The organism is Lachnoclostridium phocaeense (assembly GCF_959599685.1).
In the GTDB taxonomy this organism is placed as follows: Bacteria; Bacillota; Clostridia; order Lachnospirales; family Lachnospiraceae; genus Claveliimonas; species Claveliimonas monacensis.
In genome coordinates this window covers 90,677-107,323 of record NZ_CAUGIN010000008.1, presented here as the reverse complement: position 1 = coordinate 107,323, position 16,647 = coordinate 90,677, and the positions used below count along the sequence as shown (strand labels likewise).

General features: G+C 46.0%; 27 protein-coding genes. All 27 read right to left on the bottom strand.

Annotated features, from left to right (window positions below; all coding sequences use genetic code 11):
- Window positions 1-84 precede the first annotated feature (84 nt).
- The 27 genes from adhE to rplV all read right to left on the bottom strand — a co-directional run bounded on the left by adhE (window position 85) and on the right by rplV (window position 16,626).
- Entirely contained in the window at window positions 85-2,706 is a 2,622-nt protein-coding gene (gene adhE / locus Q5911_RS05650) for a bifunctional acetaldehyde-CoA/alcohol dehydrogenase (RefSeq protein WP_303181588.1), read from the bottom strand.
- A 391-nt stretch (window positions 2,707-3,097) separates the two neighbouring features.
- Window positions 3,098-3,634 (bottom strand): bL17 family ribosomal protein, encoded by a 537-nt coding sequence (locus tag Q5911_RS05645; RefSeq protein ID WP_076780585.1) that lies wholly within the window; start codon window positions 3,632-3,634, stop codon window positions 3,098-3,100.
- A gap of 93 nt (window positions 3,635-3,727) precedes the next feature.
- Window positions 3,728-4,687: a DNA-directed RNA polymerase subunit alpha gene (locus Q5911_RS05640; RefSeq protein WP_033124798.1), complete on the bottom strand. Its 960-nt coding sequence runs from the start codon at window positions 4,685-4,687 to the stop codon at window positions 3,728-3,730.
- Between the two features lie 59 nt (window positions 4,688-4,746).
- Window positions 4,747-5,340, bottom strand: a complete 594-nt coding sequence (rpsD, locus tag Q5911_RS05635) for a 30S ribosomal protein S4 (protein ID WP_076780583.1) — start codon at window positions 5,338-5,340, stop codon at window positions 4,747-4,749.
- A 97-nt stretch (window positions 5,341-5,437) separates the two neighbouring features.
- Entirely contained in the window at window positions 5,438-5,833 is a 396-nt protein-coding gene (rpsK, locus tag Q5911_RS05630; RefSeq protein WP_033124796.1) for a 30S ribosomal protein S11, read from the bottom strand.
- 165 nt (window positions 5,834-5,998) lie between these two features.
- Window positions 5,999-6,367, bottom strand: a complete 369-nt coding sequence (gene rpsM, locus Q5911_RS05625) for a 30S ribosomal protein S13 (protein ID WP_303181584.1) — start codon at window positions 6,365-6,367, stop codon at window positions 5,999-6,001.
- Between the two features lie 315 nt (window positions 6,368-6,682).
- A complete protein-coding gene (rpmJ, locus tag Q5911_RS05620) occupies window positions 6,683-6,796 on the bottom strand; it encodes a 50S ribosomal protein L36 (RefSeq protein WP_003022746.1) in 114 nt (37 codons plus the stop codon).
- A gap of 167 nt (window positions 6,797-6,963) precedes the next feature.
- On the bottom strand, window positions 6,964-7,182 hold the full coding sequence (gene infA / locus Q5911_RS05615; RefSeq protein ID WP_004607275.1) for a translation initiation factor IF-1: 219 nt from the start codon (window positions 7,180-7,182) through the stop codon (window positions 6,964-6,966).
- Window positions 7,183-7,188: 6 nt separating this feature from the next.
- On the bottom strand, window positions 7,189-7,452 hold the full coding sequence (locus Q5911_RS05610; protein ID WP_076780579.1) for a KOW domain-containing RNA-binding protein: 264 nt from the start codon (window positions 7,450-7,452) through the stop codon (window positions 7,189-7,191).
- The gene (gene map / locus Q5911_RS05605) at window positions 7,439-8,224 is read right to left on the bottom strand and encodes a type I methionyl aminopeptidase (protein ID WP_303181580.1); all 786 of its coding nucleotides are present in this window, start codon (window positions 8,222-8,224) and stop codon (window positions 7,439-7,441) included. The genes Q5911_RS05610 and map overlap by 14 nt, the downstream gene beginning before the upstream one ends.
- Before the next feature lie 4 nt (window positions 8,225-8,228).
- Window positions 8,229-8,873, bottom strand: a complete 645-nt coding sequence (locus Q5911_RS05600) for an adenylate kinase (RefSeq protein WP_076780575.1) — start codon at window positions 8,871-8,873, stop codon at window positions 8,229-8,231.
- A 138-nt stretch (window positions 8,874-9,011) separates the two neighbouring features.
- Window positions 9,012-10,328 carry a preprotein translocase subunit SecY gene (secY, locus tag Q5911_RS05595; protein ID WP_303181579.1) on the bottom strand — a complete coding sequence of 439 codons (1,317 nt, stop codon included), beginning with the start codon at window positions 10,326-10,328 and terminating at the stop codon, window positions 9,012-9,014.
- Window positions 10,328-10,768 carry a 50S ribosomal protein L15 gene (rplO, locus tag Q5911_RS05590; RefSeq protein ID WP_076780571.1) on the bottom strand — a complete coding sequence of 147 codons (441 nt, stop codon included), beginning with the start codon at window positions 10,766-10,768 and terminating at the stop codon, window positions 10,328-10,330. Before rplO ends, secY begins: the two co-directional genes overlap by 1 nt.
- A gap of 27 nt (window positions 10,769-10,795) precedes the next feature.
- Window positions 10,796-10,975 (bottom strand): 50S ribosomal protein L30, encoded by a 180-nt coding sequence (rpmD, locus tag Q5911_RS05585; RefSeq protein WP_076780570.1) that lies wholly within the window; start codon window positions 10,973-10,975, stop codon window positions 10,796-10,798.
- Window positions 10,976-10,989: 14 nt separating this feature from the next.
- Window positions 10,990-11,499 carry a 30S ribosomal protein S5 gene (rpsE, locus tag Q5911_RS05580; protein WP_076780568.1) on the bottom strand — a complete coding sequence of 170 codons (510 nt, stop codon included), beginning with the start codon at window positions 11,497-11,499 and terminating at the stop codon, window positions 10,990-10,992.
- Between the two features lie 15 nt (window positions 11,500-11,514).
- Entirely contained in the window at window positions 11,515-11,883 is a 369-nt protein-coding gene (gene rplR / locus Q5911_RS05575; protein ID WP_033124787.1) for a 50S ribosomal protein L18, read from the bottom strand.
- A gap of 17 nt (window positions 11,884-11,900) precedes the next feature.
- The gene (gene rplF, locus Q5911_RS05570; protein WP_076780567.1) at window positions 11,901-12,443 is read right to left on the bottom strand and encodes a 50S ribosomal protein L6; all 543 of its coding nucleotides are present in this window, start codon (window positions 12,441-12,443) and stop codon (window positions 11,901-11,903) included.
- 313 nt (window positions 12,444-12,756) lie between these two features.
- Window positions 12,757-13,158 carry a 30S ribosomal protein S8 gene (rpsH, locus tag Q5911_RS05565; RefSeq protein ID WP_226394381.1) on the bottom strand — a complete coding sequence of 134 codons (402 nt, stop codon included), beginning with the start codon at window positions 13,156-13,158 and terminating at the stop codon, window positions 12,757-12,759.
- Between the two features lie 15 nt (window positions 13,159-13,173).
- Window positions 13,174-13,359 carry a type Z 30S ribosomal protein S14 gene (locus tag Q5911_RS05560; RefSeq protein ID WP_016220062.1) on the bottom strand — a complete coding sequence of 62 codons (186 nt, stop codon included), beginning with the start codon at window positions 13,357-13,359 and terminating at the stop codon, window positions 13,174-13,176.
- A gap of 11 nt (window positions 13,360-13,370) precedes the next feature.
- The gene (gene rplE, locus Q5911_RS05555; protein ID WP_076780563.1) at window positions 13,371-13,910 is read right to left on the bottom strand and encodes a 50S ribosomal protein L5; all 540 of its coding nucleotides are present in this window, start codon (window positions 13,908-13,910) and stop codon (window positions 13,371-13,373) included.
- A 25-nt stretch (window positions 13,911-13,935) separates the two neighbouring features.
- Entirely contained in the window at window positions 13,936-14,247 is a 312-nt protein-coding gene (gene rplX, locus Q5911_RS05550; protein WP_033124783.1) for a 50S ribosomal protein L24, read from the bottom strand.
- 17 nt (window positions 14,248-14,264) lie between these two features.
- Entirely contained in the window at window positions 14,265-14,633 is a 369-nt protein-coding gene (gene rplN / locus Q5911_RS05545) for a 50S ribosomal protein L14 (protein WP_033124782.1), read from the bottom strand.
- A 19-nt stretch (window positions 14,634-14,652) separates the two neighbouring features.
- The gene (gene rpsQ, locus Q5911_RS05540) at window positions 14,653-14,907 is read right to left on the bottom strand and encodes a 30S ribosomal protein S17 (protein ID WP_076780562.1); all 255 of its coding nucleotides are present in this window, start codon (window positions 14,905-14,907) and stop codon (window positions 14,653-14,655) included.
- 35 nt (window positions 14,908-14,942) lie between these two features.
- The gene (gene rpmC / locus Q5911_RS05535; protein ID WP_076780560.1) at window positions 14,943-15,146 is read right to left on the bottom strand and encodes a 50S ribosomal protein L29; all 204 of its coding nucleotides are present in this window, start codon (window positions 15,144-15,146) and stop codon (window positions 14,943-14,945) included.
- Entirely contained in the window at window positions 15,136-15,573 is a 438-nt protein-coding gene (rplP, locus tag Q5911_RS05530; protein WP_033124779.1) for a 50S ribosomal protein L16, read from the bottom strand. Before rplP ends, rpmC begins: the two co-directional genes overlap by 11 nt.
- Window positions 15,573-16,229, bottom strand: a complete 657-nt coding sequence (rpsC, locus tag Q5911_RS05525) for a 30S ribosomal protein S3 (RefSeq protein ID WP_076780558.1) — start codon at window positions 16,227-16,229, stop codon at window positions 15,573-15,575. Before rpsC ends, rplP begins: the two co-directional genes overlap by 1 nt.
- Before the next feature lie 10 nt (window positions 16,230-16,239).
- Window positions 16,240-16,626: a 50S ribosomal protein L22 gene (rplV, locus tag Q5911_RS05520; RefSeq protein ID WP_076780556.1), complete on the bottom strand. Its 387-nt coding sequence runs from the start codon at window positions 16,624-16,626 to the stop codon at window positions 16,240-16,242.
- Window positions 16,627-16,647: the final 21 nt, after the last annotated feature.

Sequence of the window (16,647 nt, the reverse complement as noted above, 5' to 3'; positions counted from 1 at the left end):
TCATGCGAGTCACATCTGCCCCTGATTTGGACTATCTATTTCCCGACAGCCCCTTCTCTTTGTGAGAAAAACTTATGAGAAAAACTATTTGCCGTAATAGCATTTGAGATAGATTTCTTTCATTTCCTTCATCAGCGGATATCTTGGGTTAGCGCCTGTACACTGATCATTGAAGGCCTGCTCTGTCATCTCATCCAGAGTATCCAGGAAGTACTTCTCGTCGATGCCATATTCCTTGATCGATTTCTTGATACCGATCTTCTCTTTCAGTTCTTCCAGTTTTGCTATGAAATTCTCAAATACTTCCTTGTCTGTGTTGCCCTTGCATCCAGCATAGCGTCCAAGCTCTGCATAGTCTGCCAGTGCATGCGGATACTGATACTGTGAGAATGTTCCCATTCTTGTCGGAACCTCTTCTGCATTGTACCGCATAATCTCTGTCAGGAGCACTGCGTTTGCAATACCGTGCGGCAGGTGATGGAATGCACCCAGCTTGTGAGCCATGGAATGGTTCAGTCCAAGGAACGCGTTTGCGAAGGCCATACCAGCCATGCAGGAGGCGTTGCCCATGATCTCACGTGCCTTAGGATCTTTTGCACCGTTCTCATATGCAGATGGCAGATTTTCAAATACCATCTTCACCGCTTTCATGGAAAGACCCTTTGTAAAGTCAGTAGCCATGATGGATACGAAGGACTCGATAGCGTGTGTCATAACGTCGATACCGGATGCGCTTGTCAGTCCCTTAGGCTGAGTCATCATATTGTCCACGTCTACGATTGCCATGTCTGGCAGCAGCTCGTAGTCAGCGATAGGCCATTTTACGCCTGTCGTAGCATCTGTGATGATGGCGAAAGGTGTCACCTCAGAACCTGTACCGGAAGATGTTGGGATTGCTACAAAATAAGCTTTCTCGCCCATCTTCGGGAAGGTAAATACTCTCTTACGGATATCCATGAAATCCATAGCCATATCTGCGAAATCTGCTTCCGGATGCTCGTACATTACCCACATGATCTTTCCGGCATCCATTGCTGAGCCGCCACCCAGTGCGATGATCGTGTCAGGCTCGAATGCTCTCATCTGCTCTACACCTTTCTGTGCGCACTGCAGAGTCGGGTCCGGAGCAACCTCGTAGAAGCATGTATGCTTAATACCCATCTGGTCCAGCTTCTCCTCGATCGGTTTCACGTAGCCGTTCTGATACAGGAAGGAGTCTGTTACGATAAATGCTTTCTTCTTGTGCATAACTGTTCCCAGCTCATCCAGAGCAACCGGCATGCAGCCTTTCTTAAAGTAAATCTTTTCTGGTGTTCTGAACCAAAGCATATTCTCTCTCCTCTCGGCTACTGTCTTAATGTTGATCAGATGTTTTACTCCTACGTTCTCTGATACGGAGTTTCCGCCCCAGGAACCGCATCCAAGAGTAAGGGAAGGTGCAAGTTTGAAGTTGTAAAGATCACCGATTCCACCCTGAGAGGAAGGTGTGTTGATAAGGATACGGCAGGTCTTCATCGCTGCTGAGTGTTTTGCTATCTTCTCTGTCTCAGAAGGATCGATGTAGAGAGCTGATGTATGTCCATATCCGCCGTCAGCAACCAGCTTCTCAGCTTTCTCGAGCGCCTCGTCAAATGTCTTTGCCTTGTACATGGCAAGTACAGGTGACAGTTTCTCATGTGCAAACTCTTCGGAGATGTCTACAGACTCAACCTCGCCGATCAGAATCTTTGTATTTGCAGGAACTTTCACTCCAGCCATCTCTGCGATCTTCACGGCTGACATTCCGGGGATCTTGTTGTTCAGCTTGCCGTCGATGATGATGGTCTTGCGCACCTTGTCAAGCTCCTCGCCTGGTTTCAGGAAGTAGCATCCGCGGTAAGCGAACTCCTTCTTCACTTCCTCGTAAACGCTCTCCAGAACGGTCACAGACTGCTCGGATGCACAGATCATACCATTGTCGAATGTCTTGGAATGGATGATGGAGTTAACTGCGTTCTTGATATCTGCTGTATCGTCAATGATAACAGGTGTATTTCCAGGTCCAACACCTACGGCAGGTTTCCCGGAGGAGTACGCTGATTTAACCATTCCGGGGCCGCCCGTCGCGAGGATCAGGTCAGAGTCTTTCATAACTGTTGTGGTCAGTTCCAGTGAAGGAGCATCGATCCATCCGATGATTCCCTCAGGTGCTCCTGCCTTTACAGCGGCATCCAGAACAACCTTTGCAGCCTCGATCGTACATTTCTTTGCAGCCGGATGCGGGCTGATGATGATCGCGTTTCTTGTCTTCAGACAAATCAGTGTCTTAAAGATTGCTGTAGAAGTCGGGTTTGTAGTCGGAATAACGGCCGCTACCAGTCCTACAGGCTCAGCAATCTTCTTGATGCCGTAAGCCTTGTCTTCCTCAAACACGCCGCAGGTCTTTGTATGCTTGTATGCGTTGTATGTATACTCAGCCGCGTAATGGTTCTTGATGACCTTGTCCTCTACAAGGCCTCGCCCTGTCTCCTCCACTGCCATCTTTGCGAGAGGGATACGCATCTTGTTGGCCGCCATAGCTGCCTCAAAGAAGATCTTGTCTACCTGCTCCTGTGTGTAGGTTGCGAATACTTTCTGGGCCTCTCTCATTGCCTTCATCTTTGCTTCGAGAGCTTCCACGCTGTCAATAAATGTTGGTACCACCGCTTCTTCTTTCTTTTTCGCCATTTTGGTTTCCTCCGTAAATAGTTTTTCGTTGTTTTTCTTCAACCTGGGTTAAGTATACTTGATTGTTAAATATTTGTCAATAACTTTTTGATATTTTTTTAACAAATATTTATTTTTATCTTCTCTCTAATTATTCTTTTTTCCAGCCAACCTCCTTTGCAAATTTTTCTTTTGAATTTTTAAGTGAGCATATTCTATCATATTTTTCTTGATTTGTAACTATTATTTTGAAAAGTATATTATTTAACAATTAATTAACTGTCAATAGTTATCTCTTTCACATACTTTGACACAATAATAACATGTTTTGATAATCAAAAAAACGGACAGCATTTCTGCTGTCCGCCTTTACCTCATATATATAGATTTCTCTCTGATATGCAGGAAACTCTTATACAAGCTCGATAAGAACTTCCATGGCAGCGTCACCTTTACGCTGACCGATCTTGATGATTCTTGTGTAACCACCATTGCGGTCTGCATACTTCGGTGCGATCTCATCGAATAATTTTGCTACCATATCGATCTCTTTTGTGTTTTTCTTTCTTCCAGCTGCTGTCTTCGGAACCTCAGTTACAGGGCACAGAACTTTCAGCATCTGACGTCTTGCATGAAGTCTGGAAGGCATATCCTTCTTGATCTTCTTCTCTACTTCGTCATATACTGTAACTTTCTTTCCGTCTACAACTTCTTTCACTCTCTTGCCATCTTTGTCCTTGCGGGCAACTTTAGCCATAACAGTAACTTCCTCAAAGTTATCCTTCTCTTTTACTGCCAGAGCGATCAGACCTTCTGCGATCTTGCGGATCTCTTTAGCCTTTGCCTCAGTTGTTCTGATCTTTCCGTTGTTTAAGAGAGCTGTTACCTGGTTTCTCAGTAATGCTTTTCTCTGGCTTGATGTTCTGCCGAGTTTTCTATATTTTGCCATTTTTCTTATCCTCCAATATTTAACATCTGGTTATGCATCTTCGGGCTTACTAGCCAAATGCCGCCGCCATGCATCTTTGGGCTTACTGACGGCTTACTCCTCGCCCTGGCTCAGCTCTAAGCCGAGTTCTTTTAATTTTGCCAGCACTTCTTCCAGGGATTTGCGTCCCAGGTTGCGGACCTTCATCATGTCCTCGGGGGTGCGGTTTGTCAGCTCTTCCACTGTGTTGATGCCTGCGCGCTTCAGACAGTTGTAGGAGCGCACGGAAAGTTCAAGTTCATCGATGCTCATCTCAAGAACTTTCTCCTTCTCATCGTCTTCTTTCTCGATCATAACTTCAGCGGCCTGTGCCACTTCAGAGAGATCGATGAACAGCTTCAGATGCTCGCTGAGAACCTTTGCGGCAAGGCTGACTGCCTCGTCCGGATGAAGTGTGCCATTTGTCCACACATCAAGTGTCAGTTTATCAAAGTCTGTGATCTGTCCCACACGGGTATTCTCAACCGTAAGGTTTACTCTCTCTACAGGTGTGTAGATAGAGTCAATAGGAATAACCGCAATAGGAAGATCCTCATTCTTGTTCTTATCTGAACTTACATATCCTCTGCCCTTTGTGATAGTCAGTTCCATGTAAAGTTTGCTGTCCGCGCCGCCATTTAACGTAGCGATGACAGTCTCCGGATTCATGATCTCAATGTCTGAGTCCGCCTGTATATCAGCACCAGTTACGACACCTTCACCTTCAAATTCAATGTAGGCTGTCTTTGGTTCATCTGTCTCAGATGTATTCTTTATAGCCAGGGACTTCAAATTCATGATAATCTCTGTCACATCTTCCTTCACACCCGGGATAGAACTGAATTCATGCAGCACACCATCGATCTTCACCTGGCTGATAGCAGCTCCGGGAAGAGAGGAGAGCATGATCCTTCTAAGAGAATTTCCAAGCGTTGTACCGTAACCTCTCTCAAGAGGTTCTACTACAAATCTTCCATATCTCTTATCTTCTGACATTTCTGTAATTTCAATATTTGGTTTATTAAAATCAAACACTATATAGTCCCTCCTTATGGGCTGATAATTTACTGAGGGTTAATACTTTTCTAAATTAATTATTTAGAATACAACTCGACGATCAGCATCTCGTCTACAGGAACGTCAATCTCATCGCGCGTCGGAAGTTCTTTTACAGTTCCCTTAAGAGCCTCATGGTCAACATCGATCCATGCAGGTACAAGACGGCCGCCTGTAACCTCGATGATATCTTTGTATCTCTGGGAACCTTTGCATTTCTCTTTGATCTCGATCACATCGCCTGCTTTAACAAGATAAGAAGGAATGTTTACCTGCTTACCGTTAACCAGTACATGCTTGTGATCTACGATCTGTCTTGCCTCACGGCGTGTTCTTGCAAGCCCCATGCGGAACACTACATTGTCAAGTCTGGACTCCAGAAGAACCATCAGGTTTGTACCTGTCATACCCTTCTGCTGTTTTGCCTTCTTATAGTAGTTTCTGAAAGGTTTCTCAAGAACGCCGTAGATGAATTTTGCTTTCTGCTTCTCGCGGAGCTGCAGTCCGTACTCACTCATCTTTCTGTTTGATCTTTTTAACTGTCTGTTAGACTTTTTATCAATTCCTAAATAGACTGGGTCCATGCCAAGTGAACGGCATCTTTTAAGAACCGGAACTCTGTTTACTGCCATGTTTTCGTTTTCCTCCTGATTTCTAGGGATATGAAATCCAATTCATTGTTTCTATTGTTAATATCTCTTCTATTAAACCTGAAACACAATCCGAAGACTAGACTCTTCTGCGTTTCGGCGGACGGCATCCGTTGTGGGGAACCGGTGTTACGTCTCTGATGCTTGTAACGTCAATTCCACATGCCTGAAGGGCACGGATTGCTGCCTCTCTTCCTGAACCAGGTCCTTTTACCATAACATCTACTGTCTTTAAGCCGTGTACCAGAGCTGCTTTTGCTGCAGTCTCAGCTGCCATCTGTGCTGCATACGGAGTAGATTTCCTTGAACCTCTAAATCCCAGACCACCAGCACTTGCCCATGACAGAGCATTTCCCTGTGCATCTGTTAATGTTACGATTGTATTGTTAAAAGATGACTGGATATGTGCTTGTCCGTGTTCAACGTTTTTCTTGACACGTTTCTTTGTCACTTTCTTTGTAACTTTCTTTGCCATTTAAACTAACCTACTTTCTTGAAATTTGCGTTGTTTGACTTTTATAAGGTAGTTCTTCGAGACTAAATTCAGGCTGCGCCTTCCGGCTTGCCTTCATTAAGTTCCGAAGAACGAAGTTCGCACTAACCTCAAGCCGCGCTTGTCAGCTTGCTTTCGCTAAGTGCTCTACTTCTTTTTATTAGCAACTGTTCTCTTAGGACCTTTTCTTGTTCTTGCGTTTGTCTTTGTCTTCTGTCCACGAACCGGGAGTCCTTTTCTATGACGGATACCTCTGTAGCATCCGATCTCCTGTAATCTCTTGATGTTCAGCGCGATCTCTCTTCTCAGATCACCTTCTACAACCTGTGTCTCGTCGATCACTGCGCTGATCTTCTTTACATCCTCATCTGTCAGATCTCTGCAGCGGATGTCAGGATCTACTCCTGCTTCTTTCAGAATACGTGTTGCGCTCGGTCTTCCGATACCGTAAATATAGGTCAGTCCGATTTCTACACGTTTGTCTCTTGGTAAGTCTACACCTGCAATACGAGCCATGTGATTTTCCTCCATTGATCTTTGTTGTTTAATATTGTCCTAAATTGAGGCTGCGGGTACTGGATCCTCTCCTGTTCCCTACCAGAGCACATATCTCAAGGACATTTCTCCCGCGCTCCGATATCCCAGCCCAGGCGTGTCGGTATTCACGCCCTTTCCGGCAGCCGACTCCTCATCGGCTAATGACCGCCGGTATTGTAAGCAATATACTAGAAACCCCTGTGGAACATCCACACTCTCTCGGTGTTTCATGTATATTAAATAGTACGAACACTGCACACACACCCTGGCGTGTCATACTATCAGCCGCCCAAATTAACCCTGACGCTGTTTATGCTTTGGGTTCTCGCAGATAATGCGAATGCTTCCTTTTCTCTTGATTACTTTGCATTTCTCGCAAATTGGTTTTACTGATGATCTAACCTTCACGTCAAATCCTCCTTTCATCCACTGCCTGCTTGGTTCCAAGGCGCTTTTACCGGAAATCCCGTAACAAGGCATAAAAATCCCCGGGAAACGCGCCTATATAGTATAGCACTACCGTTCAAGCAAAGTCAATAGATTTTCCGGTTGTTTCTAAGATAATTTTACAGCTTTTATTTGTCTCTCCAGATGATCCTTCCCTTTGAGAGGTCATAGGGTGACAGCTCCAGTGTCACTTTGTCTCCCGGCAGGATCTTGATAAAATTCATACGCAGCTTTCCGCTGATATGAGCCAGCACCTGGTGTCCGTTCTCCAGTTCTACCTGGAACATTGCGTTTGGCAGTTTCTCTACTACGGTTCCTTCGATTTCGATAACGTCAGCTTTTGACATGTCTCCTTAATCCTCCTGTTTTCCTTTTTCCTGGTTCAAGTAGTTTTTCAGTATCCTTTTTACGGCCACATCGTCCAGCGGGGCCGCCTCATACCTGGTACAGACAGGCTGTACATGCTTCTTTTTCTTCCTTTTCGGCCGGTCTACTGAGCGGAGCATTCCATCTGCCAGATAAACATATGCACTGTCACTTTCCATTATAACATACATTTTTCCTGTGTCATGTCCCGCCAGTGATCTGGCCAGCATTCCTGCCTTATATCTGTCCATCCTTTTTCCTCTCTCCATAACCTGACAGGGACAGCAGCACCGGCTCCCCTTTTGTGATCAGCACAGTGTTCTCGTAATGGGCAGACAGGGAATGGTCCTTTGTGACAACGGTCCAGTCATCGTCCAGCCACTCCACCTCCCATGTTCCCGCATTGATCATGGGCTCAATAGCCAGGGTCATGCCCTCTTTGAGGAGAACCCCTTTCCTTCCCTGCTCGTAGTTGGGTATCTCCGGCGATTCGTGAAGATTTGTGCCGATCCCGTGGCCGCACAGGTCTTTCACTACACCGTAGCCCCTCTCGCTGGCATATCTGCCGATGGCAGACGATATATCAAATAGATGATTGCCTTCTTTTGCGTACTTTATACCTTCAAAAAAGCATTCCCTTGTCACATCGATCAGTCTCTGCGCATCCTCGCTGATATGCCCGATGCCGTATGTCCTGGCGGCATCGGAGTGGTAGCCTTTGTAGATGACTCCGGCGTCCAGACTCACGATGTCTCCCTCTCGGATGAAGCGGTGGGGGCTGGGTATGCCGTGAACCACTTCCTCGTTCACAGAGACGCAGATGGAGGCCGGATATCCGTTGTAGTTCAGGAAGGAGGGCACGCAGCCATGGCTGCGTATCAGCTCCTCCCCGATCTTATCTATCTCCAGGGTACTCATTCCCGGACGAAGCTCTTTTGCCAGTTCATTGTGGACAGCCTCAAGGATCCTGCCCGCTTCCGTCATAAGCTCGATCTCTCTGGGTGATTTTATCGTAATCGGCATGCTCTTACGCTCCTAAAATGTCCACAATTGCCTGGAATACATCGTCGATATCTACTGTTCCATCCACCGTCTTCAGAATGCCTGCCTCTGTGTAATAGTCGATCAACGGCTGAGTCTGCTCATGGTACACATTCAGTCTCTTCTGCACGGTCTCCGGCTTGTCATCGTCTCTTAAGATCAGCTCTGCGCCGCACACATCACAGATCCCTTCCTTCTTTGTGGGGGCATACTCTACATGGTATGTAGCGCCGCAGCCAACGCAGGCTCTTCTTCCGCCCATACGGCGAACGATATTCTCGTCCGGCACATTCACATCGATAGCGTAATCCATCTTCTGTCCCATCTTTGCCAGAGCCTCTGTGAGAGCCTCTGCCTGGGGGATCGTTCTCGGGAAGCCGTCCAGAACATAGCCGTTCTTGCAGTCATCCTGGTTCACACGGTCTACAACCAGATCCACAACCAGCTCATCTGGAACCAGAAGTCCCTGATCCATGTATGTCTTTGCCTTTTTGCCAAGCTCTGTGCCGTTCTTGATATTTGCCCTGAAAATATCACCGGTGGAAATGTGAGGGATCTCATATTTTGCAGCGATCTTTTTTGCCTGGGTTCCTTTTCCAGCTCCAGGTGCACCTAACATAATAATTTTCATATGTCACTTCCTCCTTATAGCATTTTAACCCGCGAAAAATTTTCCGCGAGTTTAAAACTGAAACATGCCCGGCGTGAGCGCCAGCGATGCACAAAATGCACCCTGGCAGATCACTTTGGACACAGCCCACGCAAGGGCTTAACTATTTAAAAATCCTTTATAATTGCGTACCAGCATCTGTGACTCGATCTGTTTGATCGTCTCCAGTATAACACTGACAATGATGATCAGAGATGTGCCGCCAAAGGAAACATTTGCTCCCAGCCATCCGTTAAAGAAAATAGGCACGATCTGCACAAGAATCAGTCCACATGCGCCGATAAAGATGATGTAATTTAAGATCTTCGTGAGATATTCAACTGTTGGTTTTCCCGGACGGATACCGGGAATAAATCCACCGCTCTTCTTCATGTTATTTGCGATCTCCATTGGATTAAAGGTAATGGATGTATAGAAATAAGCAAAAAACACGGTCAGGATGATATATACCACCAGGCCCCATGAATACTGGAGCTGCTGCAGATTACACCAGTTTGACTGGTTCAGCCCGCGGAGGATCTCACTTCCAATGCCATCCCCATCGCCTTTTCCAAGGAAGGTCGCGATCAGGATCGGCGTCTGCATCAGTGAGGATGCGAAGATGATCGGGATCACACCTGCAGTATTCACACGGAGCGGAATGTATGTGGACTGTCCACCAAACATTCTGCGTCCCTGCATTTTCTGGGAATACTGCACAGCAATCCTTCTCTGTCCATCCTGCAGGAAAATAACGAAAACGACAAGCGCCAGAATGATCGCAAGGATGATCAGCGCTGCCAAACCGCCTGATGCTAGACTCTTCCCTTTCACAAACTGCTCATAAAGAGTAGCCATGTCGCTGGGGATACGGGAGATAATATTGATCACCAGCACAATGGAGATACCGTTTCCGACACCCTTTTCTGTGATCCTCTCACCGACCCACATAAGGAAAGCACTTCCGGCTGTCAATGTCAGTACAACGATAGCTGCATTGACAAAGTTGAACTCTTTGAGAAGTCCCTGACGTCCAAATCCAACTGCCATAGCTGTTGACTGGATCAGTGCCAGGACGACCGTCAGATAACGGGTAATAGCCGCGATCTTCTTTCGTCCGTCTTCCCCATCCTTATGCATCTCCTCCAGTTTCGGAATCGCAATGGTCAGAAGCTGCATAATGATGGATGATGTAATGTATGGTGTGATGCTCAGAGCAAGTACGGACATCTGTTCAAAGGAACCACCGGTGATGGCGTTAAAAAAGTTAAACGCCTCACCAGTGTTCTGTGCAAAGAAGTCCTGGATAAAATCCGGATCCACACCAGGTGTGGGCAGCTCAGATCCAATCCTGATCACAATCAGCATCATGAGCGTATACAGGATCTTTTTTCTAATATCCGCAATCTGAAATGCCCTTCTCACTGTCTGAAACATTAGATCACCTCTGCTTTTCCACCAAGAGCCTCTATTTTAGCAGCTGCACCTGCGCTGAATGCATTTGCCTGAACTGTAAGTTTCTTTGTCAGTTCACCGTTTCCAAGGATCTTTACGCCGTCCTTAGGATTTTTTACAATGCCCTTCTCGATCAGTGTATCTACAGACACAACTGCATCGTTTTCAAATACTTCGAGAGCGCTCACATTGATACCAACAATTGTCTTGCTGTTTCTGTTTGTGAAACCTCTTTTCGGTATTCTTCTATATAATGGCATCTGTCCACCTTCAAAACCTGGTCTTGTGCCGCCTGAACGGGCCTTCTGTCCCTTGTGTCCCTTTCCTGCAGTCTTGCCGTTTCCGGAGCCATGTCCACGTCCTCTTCTGAAGTTGTTGCTCTGTTTTGCCCCGTCAGCAGGTCTTAAATTTGATAAGTCCATTATGACACCTCCTTACTTCTTGATAGTCTAAACTTCTTCTACCTTTACTAAATGCTGCACCTGTTTTACCATGCCTCTTGTAGCTGCATTGTCCGGTAAAACAACTGTCTTTCCAGTCTTTTTCAGTCCTAAAGCTTCTACTGTTTTCTTATGCTTCGGCACAGCACCGATCGTAGATTTTACTAAAGTAATCTTTAAATCTGCCATTTTTATCTGCCTCCTTAGCCTAAGATTTCCTCAATGGATTTACCGCGAAGCTTTGATACCTCTTCAGGTGTCTTTACTTCCTTTAATCCCTCGATCGTAGCAAGCACAACATTCTGCTTGTTGTTGGAGCCGAGAGATTTTGTACGGATGTTCTTGATTCCTGCCATCTCGATGACAGCACGCGCCGGACCTCCGGCGATCACTCCGGTACCGTCCGGAGCTGTCTTCAGAAGCACGGATGCGCTTCCGAATTTACCGATCTGATCATGTGTGATACTTCCGTTCTCGTCCAGTGCCACTTTGATCAGTTTCTTTGCTGCATCTTCTTTTCCTTTGCGGATCGCTTCCGGGATCTCAGTTGCCTTTCCTAAGCCTGCGCCCACATGGCCGTTACCATCGCCTACAACTACAAGAGCAGTAAATCTCATGTTGCGGCCACCCTTAACAACCTTGGTTACACGCTTAATTGACACTACTTTTTCATTTAATTCTAACTGACTAGCATCAATACGTTCCTGTTTCATGTGTGTTCTCCCTTCCTAGAATTCCAGTCCAGCTTCACGAGCTGCGTCTGCAAGTGCCTGGATCTTTCCGTGATATACAAATCCGCCTCTGTCGAATACGACTTCCTTGATGCCCTTCTCCAGAGCCTTCTCTGCGATCACTTTTCCCAGAGCTGCTGCTGCTTCAACATTATTGGTCTTCTCAAGGTTTGCTTTCACATCTTTCTGAAGAGTGGAAGCTGCAACCAGAGTGTTCCCTGCCACATCATCAATAATCTGTGCATACATATGATTATTGCTTCTGAATACGGCTAAACGTGGGCATTCAGGTGTACCGCTTAAACGGTTACGTAACTTTCTGTGCTTTTTAACACGTACTTCTGTTCTTGATTTCTTGCTAACCATTTTCACACTCTCCTTATTTATTTCTTACCAGTCTTACCAACTTTACGTCTGATAACTTCATCAGCATACTTGATACCTTTGCCCTTGTATGGCTCCGGTCTTCTCTTGTCTCTGATCTCAGCCGCATACTGGCCAACTTTCTCTTTGTCAATTCCCTGGACAGTGATCTTGTTCTGGCCTTCCACAACAGTCTCAACGCCTTCCGGATCGGTCATTTCTACCGGATGAGAGTATCCTAAGCTGAGTGTCAGCTTATTTCCGGCTTTTGCAGCCCTGTAACCAACACCGTTTACTTCCAGGACTTTCTTGTATCCTTCAGTAACACCAACAACCATGTTGTTGATCAGTGTTCTTGTCAGGCCGTGAAGGGATTTCATCTTCTTCAGGTCGTTCGGTCTTGTGACAACGATCTGATCTCCCTCCTGCTTGATTTCCATTTCAACCGGAAGCTCTTTCTCAAGAGTTCCCTTAGGACCTTTAACGGTCACTTTGTTATTCTCTGCAATCTCAACAGTTACGCCTGCCGGGATTGTAATTGGCAGTCTTCCTATACGTGACATACCATGTCCTCCTTAACTTAAATTTTCGGAGCAGATGCTTTAGCCTGCTCTGTTTTCAGTCACATTGAGCACTTAGCGAGGTTTTTTACGAGCTTAGTGCGAAAGCGCACTCGGCCCACTTGGCGAGGTCCCTCACGAGCCTAGTGGCCGTAGTGTGTCCTCTTCCCCGCATGCTCATTTATTTTTATATAAGGATGTTCTTCTCGCTAAGTTCGGTCTTCGCTTACCGCTCGCCCTCACTAAGCTCCAAGAACGGCCTTCTCACTAGGTTCAAGCTGCGCCTTACGGCTTGCTTTCACCAAGTGTTCAGTGCCTACCAAACGAAAGCCAGAACTTCTCCGCCTACGCCCAGTTTTCTTGCTTCTCTGTCAGTGATCACGCCCTGGTTTGTGGAGATGATCGCTGTTCCCAGTCCACCGAGAACCTTGGGAAGCTCCTCGCTGCTGGCGTATACACGCAGACCCGGCTTGGAGATTCTCTTCAGTCCGGAGATGACTTTCTCGTTCTTATCTGCGCCATATTTTAATGTCACACGGATCGTGCTGAACGCGCCGTCCTCTACGATCTCGTATTTTGCAATATATCCCTCATTATATAAGATGTCTGCAATAGCGACCTTCATCTTGGATGCGGGGATATCTACTGTATCGTGTTTTGCAGTGTTTGCATTACGGATTCTTGTAAGCATATCTGCAATAGGATCACTCATAGTCATGGATTGCTTCCTCCTTTACCAACTTGCCTTTTTCACACCCGGGATCTGTCCTTTGTATGCCAGTTCGCGGAAGCAAACACGGCAGATACCATATTTTCTCAAATATGCGTGCGGACGACCGCAGATCCTGCAGCGGTTGTATTCTCTTGTGGAGAATTTCTGCTTGCGCTGCTGTTTGATTTTCATTGCTGTCTTAGCCATAATTTACCTCCTTATTTTGTAAACGGCATGTTGAACTGTTTTAACAGCTCGCGAGCCTCTTCGTCTGTCTTTGCAGTGGTTACAAAGATGATGTCCATACCTCTCACTTTGTCAACCTTATCGTACTCGATCTCCGGGAAGATGAGCTGCTCTTTGATACCGAGAGCGTAGTTACCTCTTCCGTCAAACGCGTTCGGGTTTACACCTCTGAAGTCACGTACACGGGGAAGGGCAAGATTGATGAGACGGTCAACGAACTCATACATCTTCTCTCCTCTTAAAGTAACCTTGCATCCGATCGGCATACCCTCTCTGATCTTGAAGTTTGCCACAGATTTCTTGGCCTTGCAGATCACTGCTTTCTGTCCTGTGATCTTCTCCAGGTCAGCAACCGCTGACTCTAAAACTTTGTGATTGTCTTTTGCCTCGCCTACGCCCATGTTAATAACAACCTTGTCGAGCTTCGGCACTTCCATGATATTTTTATAACCAAACTTTTTGTTCATCGCGTCGATGATCTCGTTCTGGTACTGTTCTTTCAGTCTGCTCAAAGCACTGGACCTCCTTCCTCAACAATTAATCGATTACTTCGCCTGTTGACTTTGCAACGCGGACTTTCTTGTCGCCATCCATCTTGAACCCTACTCTTGTAGCTTTTCCTTTGTGGATGTACATTACGTTAGAAATATCAATAGGTCCTTCCTGATGAACGATACCGCCATTCTGATTGGAAACACTCGGTTTTGTGTGTTTTGTCAGCATGTTGATACCCTCAACGAGAACTGTACCGTCTTTCTGATTAACAGCGATAACTTTGCCTTCTTTGTCTTTGTCTTTTCCAGCAATGACCTTAACCATATCGCCCTTTTTGATCTTCATAGTTGACATCTTATTCTCGCACCTCCTTAAAGTACTTCCGGAGCCAGGGAAACGATCTTCATAAACTGTTTGTCACGAAGCTCCCTTGCAACGGGCCCGAAGATACGGGTTCCTCTTGGGTTTTTGTCTTCTTTAATAATTACAGCAGCGTTCTCGTCGAAACGGATGTAGGAACCATCTTTACGGCGAGTACCTTTTACAGTACGTACAACTACAGCCTTAACTACATCGCCTTTTTTTACAACGCCGCCTGGTGTTGCATCTTTAACGGAAGCAACGATCACATCGCCGATGCTCGCATATCTTCTTGTGGAACCGCCAAGCACACGGATGCAGAGTAACTCTTTCGCACCTGTATTGTCTGCTACTTTCAGTCTGCTTTCTTGCTGTATCATGCAGGTTTCCCTCCTTATACTATTTCACTTTTTCCATGATCTCGACAAGTCTCCATCTCTTATCCTTGGACAGCGGCCTTGTCTCCATAACTTTTACCTTATCGCCGATGCTGCACTCGTTTGCTTCATCGTGGGCTTTCAGCTTATAAGTTCTCTTTACGATTTTTCCGTAAAGTGGATGTTTTACATTGTCTTCAACAGCAACTACGATCGTCTTGTCCATCTTGTTGCTGACTACTTTACCAACACGTGTCTTTCTAAGATTTCTTTCCACGGTGTTACTCCTTTCTCTGCGTTTTACTCAAAAAGCTAGGCATTGCTCTTTTCTGTGATCACAGTCTGGATCCTTGCGATGTTCTTTCTAACTTCTTTGATTCTGCTGGTGTTGTCCAGCTGGTTTGTTGCGTTCTGGAACCGTAAGTTGAAAAGTTCCTTTTTAGCAGCTACTAATTCTTCGTTCAGCTCTGCAGCTGATTTTGTTCTTAAATCTTCTACAAATGCATTAATTTTCACTGTTATCACCGCCTTCTAAGTCTGCGCGAGAAACGACTTTACATTTACAAGGTAACTTGTGTGTTGCCAGGCGAAGAGCTTCTCTTGCCACTTCCTCAGGTACGCCTGCGATCTCGAACATTACGCGTCCCGGTTTTACAACTGCCACCCAGTATTCCAGGGTACCTTTACCGGAACCCATACGTGTTTCAGCTGGTTTTGTAGTTACTGGTTTATCTGGGAATATCTTGATCCATACTTTACCGCCACGCTTGATGTAACGTGTCATAGCGATACGGGCAGCCTCGATCTGGTTTGATTTGATCCAGCAGGGCTCTGTTGCAACGATACCATATTCACCATATGAAAGCGTGTTTCCACGAAGCGCTTTTCCTTTCATGGAGCCACGGAACTGTTTACGACGTTTTACTCTTTTTGGCATTAACATTATTTATCGCTCCCTTCCTTTGCTGCCTTTTCCGGAAGAACCTCGCCTTTGTAGACCCAAACTTTTACGCCAACTTTTCCGTAAGTTGTGTCTGCCTCGGCAAATCCGTAGTCAATGTCTGCTCTCAGTGTCTGAAGAGGGATTGTTCCCTCGCTGTAGAACTCTGTACGGGCCATATCTGCTCCGCCAAGACGTCCTGATACGGAAGTCTTAACTCCAAGAGCGCCAGCCTTCATTGTCCTGGACATACAGGACTTCATCGCACGTCTGAAGGAGATACGGTTCTCAAGCTGCTGGGCGATGTTCTCAGCTACCAGCTGCGCGTCTTTATCCGGTCTCTTCACTTCTTTGATGTCTACAACCAGTTTCTTGTCTGTATATTTTGCAAGCTCGCCTTTCACTTTCTCGATCTCGGAGCCGCCCTTACCGATAACTACGCCCGGTTTTGCTGTGTAGACAATGATCTTCACGCGGTCAGATGCTCTCTCGATCTCGATTCTGGAAATGCCTGCGCTGTATAATCTCTTCTTCAGAAATGTTCTGATTTCATGGTCCTCTACAAGATTGTCAGCGAAATCTTTCTCTGCGTACCATCTGGAGTCCCAATCTTTGATAATGCCGACTCTTAAACCATGAGGATTAACTTTCTGTCCCATAATACCCTCCTTATCTTTCATCAAGCACAAGTGTGATGTGGCTCATTCTCTTCTCGATCCTGTAAGCCCTGCCCTGTGCTCTAGGTCTGATTCTCTTCATTGTTGGTCCCTTATTTGCATAAGCCTCTGCAATATAAAGGTTCTCAGCATTCATACCATTGTTGTTCTCAGCATTTGCGATTGCTGACTCTAACAGTTTCTTTATAATACTTGAAGCATATCTTGGATTGTAAGTTAAAATTCCAAGTGCTGTTGTTACATCCTTACCTCTGATGGCGTCCAGTACGAAGCATGCTTTCTGAACAGAAACCCTAGCATAGGATAACTTTGCTGAAGGTCTTGTGTCCTTGTTAGCATTTCTCTCTCTCTTGATCTGGGATCTATGTCCTTTTGCCATGGATGAACCCTCCTTTCAAAT